Here is a 16,968-nt window from a genome sequence, read left to right on the forward strand (position 1 = left end):
GAGGGAATAACGGTTGAAAAGTATTTATATTATCCACCATGACTAATGTAACGAATACTTCATTGATATCCGTGCAGTTTTTTTCCAGCGTACACAGTGGTATAAGGATTCAGCATAAAAACAGGATTAATCACCTACCACTGTTAGTGGTGGTACCACATCGCCCTGTGCAATAACGGTATTTCTCATTATAACGGCACCCTGGCCTATCAGTGCGCCATTACCAATAACAGCGCCTCCGCCTATATAGGCATTACCTGCAATATGAACATAGTCACCTATCACCGCGTCGTGATCCACAACAGCCCCGGCATTGATGATGGAGTGATTTCCAATAATGCTGTTGGCCTGCACTACCGCCTTGGCCAGTACAACACTGCCTTCACCCACCACCGCATTGCCGGCTACATAAGCAGCCGGATGCACTAAAGCGGTAAAACGATGCGATACCTTTTCAGATAAATGCCGCCGGACTTCGTTATTACCAATTCCCAATACAAGGGGCACCTCCGGAAAAAGTGAAGGCTGATATGCCTGTACCCGGGAGCTTTCACCTGTTGCCTGATCCGTGAACATTACGGGAACGGATCCGCCTGACAACATGACCAGATCAGCCAGTACATTTGCATGGCCACCAGCACCATAAATAAGACACGACTCCATTGTTAAACAGTTTTATGCATCAGTTTTGATTTTGCAACAATGTACACCAGCACCAGCGGCAAACATACCACTAAGATATTTACCATCAGGTTAGTGGCATTGCCGATTACAAAAAAATTCACCAGCAACTGGGCCGCTGCATATAAAGACGTTACTACCAGGTGTGGTATTTTTCTTTCATTAGCCAGTATCTGGTAAAAATGCAAACGGTGTGCTTTAAAAATATTCTGGCGTAATGACAACCGGTGAATGATCGTTAAGATAGTATCCACCCCATATACAGAAAGGAACAAGAGATACTTCCAGTCGCCGGTAGTAAATATCAGTTTCAGCAACATGGTAACGATCCAGAAGGCAATGGTAACGCTTCCTACATCGCCGGCGAAACATGCTGCTTTTTTTCTGAAATTAAAGAACAGAAACACAACACATGCCAATGCCGGTAACCAGATAAGATCTTCACTGATAAAAGCCTGTTGCCGGATATTTACATACTGCATCGCCGCCAGTACTACCAGGCTGTATAAGCCAGTGATACCATTGATGCCGTCCATAAAGTTATAGGCATTAATAATACCTATAACAAGGATATACAACAGGATCACCATAAAAATATTTACGTTGGCGAATACCTGCAGGTAGTACAGCATCATGGTTACGGCGGCCACCTGGAATATCATCCGGACGCGGTTAGGAAGGCTGTAGATATCATCCAGGAAACTAACGGTACCAATAATCAGCATACCCAGTACGGGCAGCCAGTATTCATCAAAGTGCCAAACCAGCGCTGCCAGGGCGGCAACAACAAAGATGATTCCACCACCCCGGATAGTAAGGGTGGTATGGGAACTGCGTTCGTTGGGTTTGTCGATAATGTTATAATGCGCGGCTATTTTAAAATATACTTTAATAGTAAGAAAGAAAACCAGCGCTAAAACAAGGTAGATCATACAACAAATCGTATTTTTTCTGCAACCGGCGATGGCCTCCAGTTAAGCGAGGATTTCGCCCTGGCGTCATCAAAAGTCAGCGTTGCTGTTATTTTTTTTAATTTATCCGTATTAATAGGAAATCTGTCTCCCATTACATCTCCGGCTAGAGCCAGCAGTTTTGCCAGCGGAAGCGGAATTGTCAGCGGAGCTTTTTTACCCAGGCCTTCGGCTATTTTATATTCCAGCTCCCTGAAGGAAGGATGCCGGCTATCGGTCAGATTATAGATACCTCCCCTTTGCGCAACTGCAGGTATAACCATTGCCACATCGTATGCCCATACCATGCTTTTGCGGGCATCTGCCTTGCCGATGCTCAGGTACCGACCGGTACGGATGCCATTTATCATTGCCTGAAGGTTGCCGGGAGGAGTGGGTCCGGCTATCAGCGGCAGCCGTAATATGCCCAGTTTAACATTGTTAACGGCCGCCCATTCCTGCAGGTATTCTTCTGCCATAATTTTACTCTTTGCATACGGACTGGTGCCGTCCAACGGATCATCCTCGCTGATAAGCACTCCTTCTTCTTTCCCATAAACTGCCACCGTACTGATAAAAATAAAGGACCGGGGAACTTTACCTTCCTGTTGCAGCGACTGACACAAGTTTACTGTTCCACGATAATTTACCTGGAAGAAGCTTTCCTTTTCCTCTTCCGTTTTTGGCACGCTATGGGCCTTCCCTGCACAATGAATTACACAATCAACATCAGGCAGGCCGGTAATCAGTTCCTTTGAAAAATCGGCGGTCAGATGCCCGCCGTTTGCTACAGCAGGTCCTCTTCCCACAGTGGTAATGAGGTGCTGCGAAGAAAGAACCTCGTATATCACCTTTCCAAGAAAACCGGATGCCCCGGTCAATAGAATATCAGTTTTCACTCATTGTCAGTTTTACATACTTATCCAAAATGATGTCCTGTGCATAATTATTAACTGCCAGGGCTCTTGCATTCTTACCTTTCTGTGTAAGCTGTGCTACATCAGTAACGGATAATCCATTGAAAAAATCAAGCAGGGCCGCTGATTCAGACACATCAAAAGTCCACCCTACATTGTGTTCATTTATCATGAGTGAAATCTCGCTGTTGGCATTGCCAATAAACAATATGGGCTTGCCTGCAGCCAGAATGTTATATGACTTCGACGGTACTCCCAATCCTGCCATTCCTTCCTGTAAAGAAACGATACCGACATCAGTTGCGTTCAGAAACTCCTGCTGTTTGCTCCTGGAGAAAGAATCCAGCATAGATACGTTACTCAATTGATGCTTTGCTATAAACTGCAGCATTTCCTTTTTTACGGCGCCTTCGCCTATAAATATAAAATGCAGCAACGGATTCCGGATATCTTTGATGATATGACATAATTCCATTAACCCCTGTACCCTGCCCAGGTTACCGGCAAACTGGAAAATGATTTTATCGGCAACACCCAGTTTCCTGATGACAGGGTTTTCATCTTTCGCTGTTGGAGCAATAGATACCGTATCCGCCCAATTCTCCACAATCTTTATATCAGGTTGCTTTTTGTACCCCTGCAATTTGGATTCAAACACCGCTTTCATATCCCTGCCGAGCACAAAAAGTACCGCCATATTACTATAAGCCTTGTTAAAAACTGATTTCAACAAACGATATGGCAAGCTTCCCGGCTTCATTATTTTTGCCGCCACCAGGTTCTCCGGAAACACGTCATGTACAATGGTAAAGCACTTCAGGGATTTCCATCTGCACACCCATGTTACCAGTGGCACTACGGGAGCGGGATTGGTTACGATCAGCACGTTGTCACCTCTACCGGCTTTTCTCCATAATTTATACGTTAACTGGATACTTAGCAATGCCATCCGCAACGCACGTTGCAACAATTTATCTTTATTCAGCCCGGGCGTTTTCACCCGCGTAATTGTTATGTTAGCGTTAAGCGCTTCCGTGGCTACCAGGTTTGATTTCTGATAGGCCGCCGGCCCGCATATAACATGTACTTCCGTATCCCTGGCAAAATGCTCGCTGATCTTTGTCATGATATACGCAGTGGAAGTTTCTTCCGGGAAAAACAACTCAGTAACTACCCATAATTTCCGTTTGTCTTTTTTCATTAGTCGTTTATTTTCCAGACAGTCCTTCTCACATAATCCACATAAGAAATAATGATTCTGACTACTTTATCGGAAACATTTGGCATGGAATAGTCGCTTACCTCCCTGAAGTTCCTGCGATCACCCCGTTCCTGGTATTCAAGCTGTTGAAGACCCTGCAATATCCTTTCCGGATTCAGTCCTACCATCATAACAGACGCCTCTTCCATAGCTTCCGGTCTTTCGTGCGCTTCGCGCAGGTTCAGCGCGGGGAAATTAAGGATGGAAGATTCTTCAGAGATAGTGCCGCTATCCGACAATACCGCTTTGGCCTGCATTTGTAAGGAGATATAATCACTGAGACCGTATGGTTTCATGAGTTTTACCAGGGGGTTAAACGTCACTCCTTTTGCCTCTATCATTTTGCGGGTGCGCGGGTGCGCGCTTACAATCACCTGCACATTAAATACTTCTGCAATGCTGTTCAGGGAAGTTACCAGGTGGTTAAAGTTGCGTTCCGAATTGATATTCTCCTCGCGGTGTGCAGACACCACGAAATATTGGCCCGGCTGCAGCTTTAATTCCTCCAGGATGGTAGCGGCTTTTATCTTCGGCATGTAGTGATGCAGCACCTCATACATCGGACTGCCTGTTTTAATGATACGGTCTGCCGGCAGCCCTTCCCTTAGTAAATATTCCCTGGCAATATCTGAATAGGTTAAATTGATATCACTGATATGATCCACTATTTTCCGGTTTGTTTCCTCGGGTACCCGCTGGTCGAAGCACCGGTTACCTGCTTCCATGTGGAAGATCGGGATCTTTCTCTTTTTTGCGGGTATAGCGCATAAACAACTGTTCGTATCTCCCAGTACGAGGAAGGCGTCTGGTTGTATGGTTTCCAGTAGAGGATCGATTTTAATCAGGATCTGCCCGATGGTTTCGGTGGCTGTTTTCCCCGCGGCTTCCAGGAAATGATCCGGCTTCCGCAAACCAAGATCTTCAAAGAAAATCTGGTTCAGTTCATAGTCGTAGTTCTGACCGGTATGCACTAAAATATGCTCAATTGCTGCCGATTCATCCAGCTTCGCCAATACCCTTGATAAGCGTATGATCTCAGGTCTGGTGCCTACTACCGTTAATACTTTTAATTTCTTCGTAACCGTGCTCATAAAAATTATATGATTAATTAGTTGCTATACCGTTTCAAAATAAGTATCGGGGTCCTGTTGATCAAAGAATTCATTGATCCAGAATACTGTGTACAGTTCTTCTGTACCAGTATTTTTAATATTGTGTGTATACCAAACGGGCATATCTACATAGGAAGGCGTATCTCCATCCAGTTCGAAATCCAGCACTTCATCTGTATTATATTTCCTCAGCTGGATAAGCGCCTTCCCTTTAATCACCAGGAAACGTTCTATTTTCCTGGTATGAAAGTGATTCCCCCTGGTGATTCCCGGGTGTGTGGTAGAGAAAGACACCTGCCCTCCTACTTCGAGGCGGATCATTTCCACAAATACACCACGGTTATCTGCGTGTTTTTTGAGGGGGAAAGGAAAATAGTTTTTATGGTCTATATAACTACGGAATGTATTAAACAGCTGGATGGTGAATTGGTCCTTCATTTCGGGGAAAACACCTTGTTCCAGGTATAACTCCCTGAAGGTATTCAGTTTTGCCAGAATTTCAGACACATATATTTCACTGGTGGGCGCTACTTCATATACGCCGTCGTTGTTGCCGGTTTCCACTGCATGGATGATGGCCGTAGCCAGTTCATCTACATAAATCAGTTTCAGAAAACCATCCTGATCTATTTTGGGTATTTGATTATTACAGAGCTGATGGCAGAAGGTAGCCACCACGGAATTATAAAACGGTTTCCCAAATGGCCCGAATACATTGGGGATTACCATCCCGGTAAATTTGGCTCCGCTGGTAGCAGCCCATTGCTGTAATAATTCGCGGCCGGCTTTCTTTGATTTTCCATAAAGATTATCCCGTTCTTCCTGAGTGGAAGAAGAAAAGATGACATGCGGTTTATTGCCTGTTTTCTTTAATGCATTTACCAGTTGCTGTGCGAGACCCAGATTGGTATCATGGATCACCTGCTGATCCGGATGCCGGTTCAGGCCGGCGAGATGAACGATAACGTCACATTGCCCTGCCCAGTTTTCCAGGGCTTCGGCGGTATCAAAGAAGGATCTGTTGAACGGCACCAATGTAAATGTTTCCTTTAACAGCGAACACCTGTTAAACAAATAAGATCCCACAAATCCATTCTGTCCGGTAATACCAATTTTTTTCATTTATAAACTACTTGATTTATGATAATAGTTGTGCGGTCTGTTTACAACCTGGTATGCTGCCAATCGAACCACTGATCTTCCGGGAATGACCACCTGTCGGCGGCCGATTCCTCCAGGGTCAGATCGCTGTAAACCATCAGCACTGATCCGGGTATAAGTGCCTTGATACCATTGGCATATCCGGCGGGCACACTCAATACTACCGGCTCATCTTCATTTAATATCACATGGTCTGCCTTCAGTCCGGGAGAGGGTTTGTCCCAATCGTCTATTTTCACCCATGCCAGTGCAAAAGCTCCTTTTACCACGTAAAAATATTTCTTCTCCACCCGGTGCCCCTGCCATGCACGCACAACAGAGATATCATGATGTAACATCTGGTAAAATCTTTTTACGTCCGGAAAAGAGAAATCATTAACAAATTTCAGCGTTCCCCTGTGATCAGTGAAGGATGCTCCTTTTATGAGTGTTACTTCTTTCATTCAATGTTATTGTTTCCTGTTTATTGCTAGTGTACAAACTGAAGGTCCGTTTTTTTACTAACGGAGTTGATGATTAAGTTCCGGGTCTGACTGGAATCCAATACCCTCCTGTTGGCGGAGGATATTTTAACACCGGAGAAATTCAGCTTCAGGTTCTTTTCATATACACCCATGGCGTCAAGGGCTCTTTTTGAGTTGCTGTTCCAATGTGGATTAATAACCGAGATGTTCCCGCCAAGATTACCGCCGTTGCCAGGCTGCAGCCGATAGGCAACTACCCTTAGCCCTCCGGCGGAATAATTATCATTATGGTTTTGCACGGTTACATCTACCAGGTTGTTGCCCCCGCCATATAAGCGGGTAATGTTCATCAGGATACCATAGCTTTCGTTTTTTTCCGTTACCGCATCTGTGATACGGATGCGCTTCAGTACATTTTTTGCATTATTAGGCTCTACGTCGATACCACACATAGGAGATTGGCCGTTTGTATACCCCGCATAGGGCGATATCAGCTGAAGACCGTCCACACTCACCACAGAAATGCCGTTTCTCCGGTTATTCCTGCAATAGGCGCCGGAAATCAGGATGTCCCGGCTTTCCCTGCCCAGTTTCATATCTTCCCCGATATAAATACCATCTCCCCAGCAATCGTATACCTTTGGATTTTTGATAGTAATATTATTGCCGGAATAAATGCCTATTCCTGCGCCCCACTGGCCGCCCGTTCCGAGATGCTGCTTCCGGTCGCCGTAAATCACCGGATTTACGATGGTAACATTACTCACATCACGCATCCTTAATATCGCGTACGACCCTGCGGTGGTAGGCTTCAACATAATTTTTGCCCCACTCCCGAAAGTAATATGCTTATTGCTGCCGATAATCAGCCCTTTATCATTTACCAGTAACGGAAAGCCAGGGAAGATGATTACATCATGCGTATTAATTGCCTTTTGTATTACATCCGTATAATCGACAGAGCCATCTTTCACATAGCCCGGTGGCAAAGCATCTTTTATATTAAACGCGGCAGATTGATCCGTTGTACCTGGTGCAGTACCCACACTATATACTGCTGCTTCCCGGCAATGGCTGTCGACAGCGGAATTTGCATCCGGAGATGCAAAAACCAGACTAAAGGCAACCAGCGGATATAATGGCAAGTGGATCATTCCTTTGCTTTTAATATTGAACATTTCGTGTTTCTCTCCTATGACGCTATATTGGCCACAGCTTCCTTGCTGTTCATCAGTTCCGCCTTCACGAGCGGTTGCTTCGCTAACAGCTTCTTCATAGCTTCCACATCCAGTTGTTCCGCGTTATGGGAATGATAATCATCTACAGTGGCTACATTCACCTCTCCTTCGGAGAAATACTGGCTGTAGTTCAGGTTCCTGTTATCAGCAGGAATACGGTAGAAATCTCCCATATCCTCTGCCTTCACCATTTCTTCTCGGGTGCAAAGGGTTTCATATAATTTTTCACCATGACGGGTACCTATTATTTTTATTTCGTTATCCGCATGGCATAATTCTTTTAAAGCAGCTGCCAGGTCGCCAATGGTACCAGCCGGCGCTTTATTTACAAAGAGATCGCCCTGGTTACCGTTTTCAAAAGCAAACAACACCAGGTCCACTGCTTCTTCCAGTGACATGAGGAAACGGGTCATATTCGGATCTGTGATCGTTAAACTTTCACCGTTTCTGATCTGTTTAAGAAACAAAGGAATAACAGAGCCCCTGGACCCCATTACGTTACCGTAGCGGGTAAGACATACCCTGGTGGCGTTTTCGGGAATATTGCGGGAAGCTGCAATGGCTACCTTTTCCATCAGGGCCTTTGAAATGCCCATGGCATTAATGGGATAAGCAGCCTTATCTGTACTGAGACAAATAATCTTCGATACATTATTGGCTACTGCCGCATCGATGGCGTTCTGCGTTCCAAACACGTTTGTTTTGGTGGCTTCTATCGGAAAAAACTCGCAGGAAGGCACCTGTTTCAGCGCTGCCGCATGAAACACGTAGTCAACGCCGCGCATGGCCTTTTCGATGCTGTTATAATCCCGCACATCGCCGATATAAAACTTGAGCTTCCCGTTTTTCAACTGGTTGCGCATATCGTCCTGTTTCTTCTCATCCCGGCTAAAAATCCGGATCTCCCTGAAATGATCCGTATGAAGAAACTTATTCAGAACAGCGTTTCCGAATGAACCTGTTCCACCTGTGATCAGTAATACCTTATCTTTAAACATATCAGTTCTTATAGTTTAATGAATACATTTTTAAAATCAAATAGGGCGTCAGGTAAACTACCTTTGACATAAATTCCAGTGTTTTCCTGTTCTTAATAAAATATTTCTCTGTAAAATCAATCAGCGAGCTGCCGGCCTTACAAAATTTATAACTGAACCTTACGCCCGGCTTCAGCGTTTGCAATTCCGGTTTAATAGCGTTGTTATTATTAAAGAGCGTCCAGAGCTGCGCCTTGGACTTTATCTGTACCCTTGCCCGCAGCGCCGCATTGGCGCCTCTCAGCCGCACCCTGGTAAGAGATGCAGGAATAGCCAGCAACGGAAACAACCTGGCCATCATGATCCACAAATACCAGTCCTGTCCGTGTCTCATAACATTTGAAAATCTGCATGCGGGGTTCTCTTTCAGGTATTTTGCCCGGATCATCACACAAGGAGTGGCAATGGGCGTAGAAAGTAAACCCCTCTTAAATACTTCGCCACTGAAGTCAGAAATGTCTACCAGTTTATAATCGGCTTCACTGCCATCATAGAATGATGTATAGCTGGTATGCGACCATACTGCGTTCTCTGCAATCATGGCATTAAGCTGCACTTCCAGTTTCTCCGGCATCCAAAGATCATCTGAATCCAGGAATGCGATATATTCTCCCTCTGCCATTTCTATGCCCAGGTTCCTGGCGCTGGCAGGGCCTGCATTCTTTGTTTTTATGTATTTGATCTTAGTTTCATACTGCATCAAAAAGTAGGTATCATCTTCCGGTGATCCATCATTAATGACCAGTATTTCATAATGCGGATAAGTTTGGGCCAATACACTGTCAATCGCCTGAGCCAGCCAGTCAACATTCGTATAAAACGGAATGATTACACTTATTTTCGCCTGATTCACCATACTATTCAACTGCTGTTTTATGTTTGATTAATTTAGCCGGCGCCCCCCCCACAATGCTATTGCCGGGAACTGGTTTTGTTACGATAGCGCCGGCGGCAATCACTACATTATCTCCTATTTCATAAACATTCGACAGGATCATGGCATTCAGTCCCACCCATACATTTTTCCCGATCACCAGTTTCTTCCCCTCCGGCTTACTTCTGGGATCCAATCCATGATCATGAGATTGGATGATAACGCCTTCCGATAATAAAGTACCTTCTCCTATATGTATGTCCCCGCTAAAATCGATCCTGCAATTCCGGCCAATCACCACATGATCATCCAGCCTGATTTTTCCTGCAGGTATTTCTGAGGAGAAGATGACATTCATACCTATTGTTACATTGTTTCCCAGGGAAATATTGCCGGGATTTCTGTATTTGAATCCCCTGAGAATAGTAACTCCTTTTCCAACGCTGCCCAGGTTCTTTTGTACCAGGGCGCCACCCAGCTTATCTTTGAACTGCTCAACACAGCGGGAGGCCACCAGCATTACCAGTCCTCCCACGCCACTTATCCTGTTATTCCAAAAACCGCTAAGCCTTGCCATTACTAATCATTTTTACTTCGTCCAAAACAATATCCAGGTGGGATTTGCTATTCTCTTCCAGATATCTTTTTATGGTAGCGGTGCCGTTTACCGCCACCTGTGCGTGTTTTTTATAATTATTAAAAAAGGGCAACATCTTCGCATACAGATCTGCGCCGTTTTTAGGCTGTATTTCATAACAGTTCTCCTGGTCTTTCATCACGTACGAAATACTCCCTACAAACGTGGTAATGATAGGCGTACCAAAGATCATCGCTTCATAGAGTACCCTCGGAAATCCTTCATGATGCGTGGGCAGCAGGAATACATCTGCCTGCAGGTAAAAGTCCCGGATACGGTCTTTATCATATACCGGGCCATGCAGGATTACCTTGTCAGCCAGCACGCTGCCTTGCAGCATTTGCTTTACGGCCTCCATATCGGCTCCTTCCCCTGCCACGTCCACTACAAAATTGGTGATGCCGCTTTCAAGCAGTTTATCGAACGCTTCTATCAGCTCGTAAATACCTTTGTCGCGCTCCACCCTTCCTATAAACAGAAAACGCAGTACCGGCTTTGCTTCATAAGTCCTGTCCGTTACGATATCCCCGGCCCCAAACCCCATCATGGGTTTGATGGTATATGACTGGTCGCAGAACGGCTTTGTATTGTTGGTAAACCGCGGAGACACGGTAGCTATAAAAGCCGCACGTTTAAATAAAAAAGTGGATGGCCAGCTGTTGATCCCCTTCTCTCCTCTCACATACAAGCCAAAAGGTTTTCTTAGTATCACTGCTGCAAATCCCAGTAAAAAGAAACTGTTGGGATAAAACAGATAAAGGAAATCATTGCTCATTAACCGTTTTAAACCGGTGGTATAAGCCACTACATAAGACAGCACCTTACTTTTCCTGATCTTTAATGCCGTTAACTGTATTTGCGTTTCTTTCAGATTGTAATTGGCCATAGCGTCATTCCCGTTGAAAGGACGCTTATAATGAAAGTTCTCTATCTGGAAAACATGATTCAGTTCATTCAGAAATTTTCCTGTTTCCTTATAGATATATAGCCCCTTACTATCTTCAAACATCGCGTTACTATTGATAACTAATATCTTCATGGAATATCAATTTTGTTGTTGTCCTTTGACGCTTATAGGTCATGAACCTGATGATGGCCAGCAAAATAATGGGCCATAAAATATTACGGAACGCAGAGAAATAGGATGCTCTTGGATAATAAATCGCGAACGACATGGAGATCACATAAGCGATCACATAATTAATATCCTGTGAATAAAGCATCTTCTGCTGAAATCTTGTATGTATATATCCGAAAAACAACATGAATGCCACCACTCCCAGCACGCCAAACGACAGGTAAATATCCCCTATCAGGTTGGTTCCTACCCCCCAGGTGGCATCGTCGCCGATGGTAAGTTTATTGATAATCCTTCCTGAAGACATCTCGTCTTCCGTCATCCCAAGCATCGACAATACAACAGGTTGTAAACCAGGCACGATCCCTACTACCTGGGTGATCATGGTTTTGCCGTAGTTGATGCCGTTCTTGTCGGCATAATCCACCGCTACATACAGGTTCCTGTTGTTCATCGTCAGGTCCATTCCCAAATCAAAAATGGAGTTGAATTTCATATTGCTCGAACCCCGCTCAAGAAATCCCCCGATGGAGTTGCTGTCGTTAAAACCGGATGTTCTGGTTACGCGGGCGGAAGAAATAAACAGCATGAGGAACATGCCAAGAGAAGCTCCGAGCAGGAATACTTTTAGCTTCACTTTTTTTACGTACACGGCATACAGCGTTACCAGGATCAGGAATACCTGCAACGCAGGTCCCCTGTCGCCGATAAAAAAGAACAACAATATGAACAGGAACATAAATCCTAAAAAAACCTTATCGAACTGCCCAACGAATTTCCAGAAGGTCATCTTTTCGGAAGACCTGTAATAGCCGGTATAACAAACCACTGTTACTGTTAGTGCGACCAGTGACTGAAACCCGATGAGGAAATAATTGGAACTGGAGGTGCCGGAGTTGAAGATACCGGAGAAGAAGTCGCGCCCCACAAAAGCCAGGAACAAACCAAAAAAGGCATATGTGAGCAGCTTCAGAATCCCGGTAAACCGGGCAAACTGCATTGGGCGGTAGTTCGCTTCAAACGTATAATCTGATTTTATTCTCAACATGGCCGCGCCAAGTGTATAGGCGCTTGATCCCAGCATAGCGAGCGCGGTAGATTTAGAGATCAGGTTCTCGTTAAAATCGTAATTAAATACAGGGAAATAATACTTATCTACAGGAAATAAAAAGACCGGGTACACAAAATTCACAAAAAAGTAGCTGATCAGGAACAGCACATGAAAATTGAAATAATTTCCATTAGACCGTTTCCGGATCACCCAAAGCGATGAAACCAGGAATACGACGAATGTAAGCACGCAATAGTTGTATGAATACACACCGGGTGCAAACATGTATATAACAATTGATACCAGTAACAGGATGATTTCAACAATCATTTATTACAATCTTTATGATTATCCAAATAAATACCTATAGCCATTGCTGTTATTTTTTTGTTTTGTATATCGTCAATACCTGTTTACCCTCCTTTACAATATCGGACACCCTGAAAACACGGAGCAGCACAAAGTAAGTAGCCGCAAACACCGGTGTTAAAAGCAACAACAGCGGTCCTTTCAGATTTATGTAGTTAAACAGCAGGCCCCAGGCGAGTGTATTAAAAGCAGCTATCACAATGATCTTTGCCACTACTATCAGCTCATACGCGGAAACACTTCCAAGTATTTTACGGGAATAGTAGAAGTTGATCAGGTAACTGATAGCTGATGTAATAACAAAACCCACGAGCATGATATGCAGGTCCCTGTAAAATACTCCTATCACAAGGCTGACGCAGAGTATCGCCTTTTTAACAAGTTCAAGATGCAGTATGGTCCTGGTTCTGTTAAATACCTTGAAAATATTCCGGTTCATGGTTTCCTGGAGAAAAAAGAAGGAGCCCAGTGTCAGCATCTGGATGAAATAAGTAGAGTCTGACCATTTAGCGCCAAACAGGAATACAATTATTTCCTTTGAAAAAAGGAAGGTAACTGATGTTATTAATCCCATGAGCACGGTAAACAACAGAATAATTTTATTATAGGCACGGGAAAACTGTTCCTTATCATTTTGTAATTGTGATAAAGAAGAAAACAGGGCTCCCTGTATGGTTAAGTTTAACACGTTACCGGGAACATCCTGTAATTTTTTTGCCTGGTAATATAATCCGACCTGCATAATTGAAAAATACTTTCCTATTATTATCTGGTAAATATTATCAAAGGCAGTGTTGAGAATAGATGCCAGCGTGGTATTTACGCCATAAGCATATAAATCCTTAAACGACGCCCTGCTAAAGATCCATTTGCGTACCGGTCCTTCATAGTACCATAACAGTATGGTCAGGAAGAGGGAAGAAAGGATCTGGATTAACACCATAGCCCATACACCGGCCCCTTTCCATGCTGCAATAATACCTATGACCGAAGCCAGTGCAATGGCAACAAAATTGAAAACTGATTTCCTTTTGAAGGAAAGCTCTTTAACCAGTTTTGCGTTCTGTACCATTTGAAACGCATTAATAACCAGTACAGTGCTCAGTACCATTAATATGCGTTTCAATGACGGATCTTTATAAAAAGCAGCAATGGTTCCTGCAAACAGGATCAGCAATAAGCAAAGCGCTATGCTTACAACAAGATTAAAGATGAATACCGTTGAAAAATCTGTTTCACTGGCATCACTTTTTCTTACCAGCGCGCCGCTTAATCCGCTTTCCGTGAGCACATTTGCGATCACGATAAAGAACATCACAATACCCACCTGCCCGAATTCATAAGGGGATAATATCCTGGACATAATGATGTTGGTAATCAACATCACTCCTACGTAAGCAACTTGTCCGAACATTGACCAAAAAGTACCTGTAAGTACTTTATATCTAAGTGCTGTCATTAAAAAAGAATACGGTACGTAGTTTTTACTTAAAATATGGAAAGGATTTCTGTTGGTGTACCGCATCACCGGCACACTCCGGGAGAAGTGGCGGTGATGGTTTCAATAAAGACATGGTATCAACAGAATGAATCAGGAAGCGCAAAAACCGATAATCTTCCTGGTTCTCCTATTACTCAAAAATATGGTTATACAATAATATTATACTTCTTCTTACTGACGGCTGTCCCAGTACCAGTTACAAGCCAGTTTCAGTCCATCGCGCACAGAAAATTCCGGACGGTATCCAAGAACTGTTCCTGCCTTGTTTATAGAAGCCAGCGAATGAGGGATATCCCCGTTCCTGTTACCTCCGTGTTTAAACTCCGCCTGGCTGATAGCCGGGTCAAAAGCAGACAGGTTATCTTTTAAAATCTGTGCCAGCTCCAGTAAAGTGGTTCTTTCGCCAAATGCTACATTAAACACTTCTGATATTGCTTTACCAGCGGTATATGATTCGCCTATCCCTTCGTAATACCGTGCCAGATCCTGTTTCAATGCCGCAGATGGTTTAGCGGCCGCCAGCAGGTTCGCCTGTATCACGTTATCTATGTAAGTAAAATCCCTTGAATAGGAACCATCGCCATTGATAACGATCTGCTCCCCGTTGATCAGGGACGAAACAAACTTGGGTATCACTGCGGCATAGGCCCCGTTGGGGTCTTGTCTTCTGCCGAATACATTGAAGTACCGCAAACCTATTGTTTCAATACCATAGATATCGGAGAAATTTTTTGCAAATAACTCATCTACATATTTTGTGATGGCATAGGGCGACAGTGCATTTCCAATTTTATGTTCCACTTTTGGTAAATCAGGATGATCACCATAAGTAGAGGAACTGGCGGCATATACCACCCGTTTAACACCCGCTTCCTTTGCTGCATGGAGCACTTTTACAAAACCACCGATATTTACATCTGTGGTAGTCATGGGATCAATGATAGAACGGGGTACAGAGCCCAGGGCTGCCTGGTGAAAAACGAATTCACAACCTTCCGCTGCTTTTACGCAGGTTTCATAATCGCGGATATCGCCCTCCAGGAGTGTAAAACCGGGCTGTTGCTGTGCAGGTTCCAGGTTAGTTTTTTTCCCGGTAGCAAAGTTGTCCAAACAGATCACGGTGTTGTTCTGTGCCAGTAGCTGGTCAATCAGATTGGACCCGATAAAGCCTGCTCCCCCTGTTACTAATATTTTACTATTACTGATCATCTCGTAAATACTATCTTTTCTGCTTTAATGATAAAATTCCTGCCTGATAGATACAATGTATGTACAATGGCGGCAGGCAATTGCCGAACCGCCATTGACGGTTATTACAATCTGGCATCAATGCTGTTTACATTCAATACCCCTTTCACATCATAGATCACTTTATTTTCCTTACAGAGCTTACCCAGATCCAGTGTTTTGAAATCGTCGTGGGATACGGCAAGGATCACTGCATCAAATTGTTGTAAATTTTTCAGTTCTGTAACAGACTCCCATCCGTATTCATGTGCCACTTCTGCCGGGTTTGCCCACGGATCATAAATGGTGATATTGGTATCGTAGCCTTTAAGTGTATGCAGGATATCAACCACTTTTGTGTTGCGAACATCCGGGCAGTTTTCCTTGAAGGTAATACCGAGTACAAGGATGTTGGAATTTCTGACAGCGATGTCTTTCTTTACCATCAGTTTTACCACTTCATGCGCCACATATTCTCCCATTCCGTCGTTCAGGCGACGGCCAGCCAGGATAATTTCCGGATGGTAACCTACTTCCTGTGCCTTTTGCGCCAGATAGTAAGGATCCACACCGATACAGTGGCCGCCTACCAATCCGGGCTTGAAGTTCAGGAAGTTCCATTTGGTACCGGCAGCTTTCAGTACATCGTCGGTATCGATGCCTAAACGGTTAAATATTTTTGCAAGTTCATTTACAAATGCGATGTTGATATCGCGCTGTGCATTTTCGATTACCTTGGCTGCTTCCGCTACTTTAATACAGGTAGCTTTATGCGTACCGGCAGTGATAACGGAGTTATATAGCTGGTCTACCTTATCTGCTATTTCAGGGGTTGAGCCTGAAGTAACTTTCTTTATTTTAGCAACCGTATGTTCTTTATCTCCGGGATTGATACGTTCAGGTGAGTATCCTGCAAAAAAGTCAACGTTGAATTTAAGTCCGGATACCTTTTCCAGCACCGGAACACATTCATCTTCCGTTACCCCTGGATATACGGTGGACTCATACACTACGATATCTCCTTTCTTCAGCACCTTACCCACTGTTTCACTTGCTTTATACAAGGGGGTGAGATCCGGTCTGTTATATTTATCTACCGGGGTGGGTACTGTTATGATATAATAATTGCAGCTGCGGATATCCTCCAGGGTACTGGAACAGTAAAGTCCGGCCGGAGCATTGTTGTCTGCAGTAAGTACATTTTTCAGATCTGCTGAGGTAACTTCCAGTGTTCTGTCTGTTCCTTCGTTGAGTTCCTTTACCCGGCTGCTGTTGATATCGAAGCCTATAGTTTTGTACTTCTTTGAAAATTCAACCGCCAGCGGTAATCCTACGTAACCTAGTCCTATTAGGGCTATCCTGGCATCCTTTACGGATGGAGCATTATTGTTCATATCCAATTTAATTACT

The 16,968-nt window shown here is 44.1% G+C and carries 16 protein-coding genes; all 16 read right to left on the bottom strand.

Annotation, left to right across the window (positions count from 1 at the left end; translation table 11 throughout):
* Window positions 1-126: 126 nt before the first annotated feature.
* The 16 genes from QFZ51_RS23465 to QFZ51_RS23540 all read right to left on the bottom strand — a co-directional run bounded on the left by QFZ51_RS23465 (window position 127) and on the right by QFZ51_RS23540 (window position 16,952).
* On the bottom strand, window positions 127-663 hold the full coding sequence (locus tag QFZ51_RS23465) for a hypothetical protein (RefSeq protein WP_429049521.1): 537 nt from the start codon (window positions 661-663) through the stop codon (window positions 127-129).
* Window positions 664-665: 2 nt separating this feature from the next.
* Window positions 666-1,613 carry an MraY family glycosyltransferase gene (locus QFZ51_RS23470; RefSeq protein ID WP_429049524.1) on the bottom strand — a complete coding sequence of 316 codons (948 nt, stop codon included), beginning with the start codon at window positions 1,611-1,613 and terminating at the stop codon, window positions 666-668.
* Entirely contained in the window at window positions 1,610-2,530 is a 921-nt protein-coding gene (locus tag QFZ51_RS23475; RefSeq protein ID WP_429049526.1) for an NAD-dependent epimerase/dehydratase family protein, read from the bottom strand. Before QFZ51_RS23475 ends, QFZ51_RS23470 begins: the two co-directional genes overlap by 4 nt.
* Window positions 2,520-3,749, bottom strand: a complete 1,230-nt coding sequence (locus QFZ51_RS23480) for a glycosyltransferase family 4 protein (RefSeq protein WP_429049527.1) — start codon at window positions 3,747-3,749, stop codon at window positions 2,520-2,522. Before QFZ51_RS23480 ends, QFZ51_RS23475 begins: the two co-directional genes overlap by 11 nt.
* Complete coding sequence (wecB, locus tag QFZ51_RS23485) at window positions 3,749-4,900, bottom strand: non-hydrolyzing UDP-N-acetylglucosamine 2-epimerase (RefSeq protein WP_429049530.1); 1,152 nt, start codon at window positions 4,898-4,900, stop codon at window positions 3,749-3,751. Before wecB ends, QFZ51_RS23480 begins: the two co-directional genes overlap by 1 nt.
* Before the next feature lie 24 nt (window positions 4,901-4,924).
* Window positions 4,925-6,043 (bottom strand): NAD-dependent epimerase/dehydratase family protein, encoded by a 1,119-nt coding sequence (locus QFZ51_RS23490; protein WP_429049532.1) that lies wholly within the window; start codon window positions 6,041-6,043, stop codon window positions 4,925-4,927.
* A gap of 41 nt (window positions 6,044-6,084) precedes the next feature.
* Entirely contained in the window at window positions 6,085-6,525 is a 441-nt protein-coding gene (locus QFZ51_RS23495; RefSeq protein ID WP_429049535.1) for a WxcM-like domain-containing protein, read from the bottom strand.
* 26 nt (window positions 6,526-6,551) lie between these two features.
* The gene (locus tag QFZ51_RS23500; protein WP_429049537.1) at window positions 6,552-7,700 is read right to left on the bottom strand and encodes a right-handed parallel beta-helix repeat-containing protein; all 1,149 of its coding nucleotides are present in this window, start codon (window positions 7,698-7,700) and stop codon (window positions 6,552-6,554) included.
* Between the two features lie 38 nt (window positions 7,701-7,738).
* Window positions 7,739-8,782 carry a polysaccharide biosynthesis protein gene (locus tag QFZ51_RS23505; protein ID WP_370907421.1) on the bottom strand — a complete coding sequence of 348 codons (1,044 nt, stop codon included), beginning with the start codon at window positions 8,780-8,782 and terminating at the stop codon, window positions 7,739-7,741.
* A 1-nt stretch (window position 8,783) separates the two neighbouring features.
* A complete protein-coding gene (locus QFZ51_RS23510) occupies window positions 8,784-9,677 on the bottom strand; it encodes a glycosyltransferase family 2 protein (protein ID WP_370907422.1) in 894 nt (297 codons plus the stop codon).
* Window position 9,678: 1 nt separating this feature from the next.
* Window positions 9,679-10,272 (bottom strand): acyltransferase, encoded by a 594-nt coding sequence (locus tag QFZ51_RS23515; protein WP_429049540.1) that lies wholly within the window; start codon window positions 10,270-10,272, stop codon window positions 9,679-9,681.
* Window positions 10,259-11,371: a glycosyltransferase gene (locus QFZ51_RS23520; RefSeq protein ID WP_429049543.1), complete on the bottom strand. Its 1,113-nt coding sequence runs from the start codon at window positions 11,369-11,371 to the stop codon at window positions 10,259-10,261. Before QFZ51_RS23520 ends, QFZ51_RS23515 begins: the two co-directional genes overlap by 14 nt.
* On the bottom strand, window positions 11,349-12,791 hold the full coding sequence (gene wzy, locus QFZ51_RS23525) for an O-antigen polysaccharide polymerase Wzy (RefSeq protein WP_429049545.1): 1,443 nt from the start codon (window positions 12,789-12,791) through the stop codon (window positions 11,349-11,351). Before wzy ends, QFZ51_RS23520 begins: the two co-directional genes overlap by 23 nt.
* Window positions 12,792-12,840: 49 nt before the next feature.
* Window positions 12,841-14,355, bottom strand: coding sequence for a lipopolysaccharide biosynthesis protein (locus QFZ51_RS23530; RefSeq protein ID WP_429049547.1), 1,515 nt, complete (start codon window positions 14,353-14,355; stop codon window positions 12,841-12,843).
* 147 nt (window positions 14,356-14,502) lie between these two features.
* The gene (locus tag QFZ51_RS23535) at window positions 14,503-15,540 is read right to left on the bottom strand and encodes an SDR family oxidoreductase (RefSeq protein WP_429049550.1); all 1,038 of its coding nucleotides are present in this window, start codon (window positions 15,538-15,540) and stop codon (window positions 14,503-14,505) included.
* A gap of 104 nt (window positions 15,541-15,644) precedes the next feature.
* The gene (locus tag QFZ51_RS23540; RefSeq protein ID WP_429049552.1) at window positions 15,645-16,952 is read right to left on the bottom strand and encodes a nucleotide sugar dehydrogenase; all 1,308 of its coding nucleotides are present in this window, start codon (window positions 16,950-16,952) and stop codon (window positions 15,645-15,647) included.
* Window positions 16,953-16,968 lie beyond the last annotated feature (16 nt).

The organism is Chitinophaga sp. W3I9 (assembly GCF_050434025.1).
Lineage (GTDB): Bacteria > Bacteroidota > Bacteroidia > Chitinophagales > Chitinophagaceae > Chitinophaga.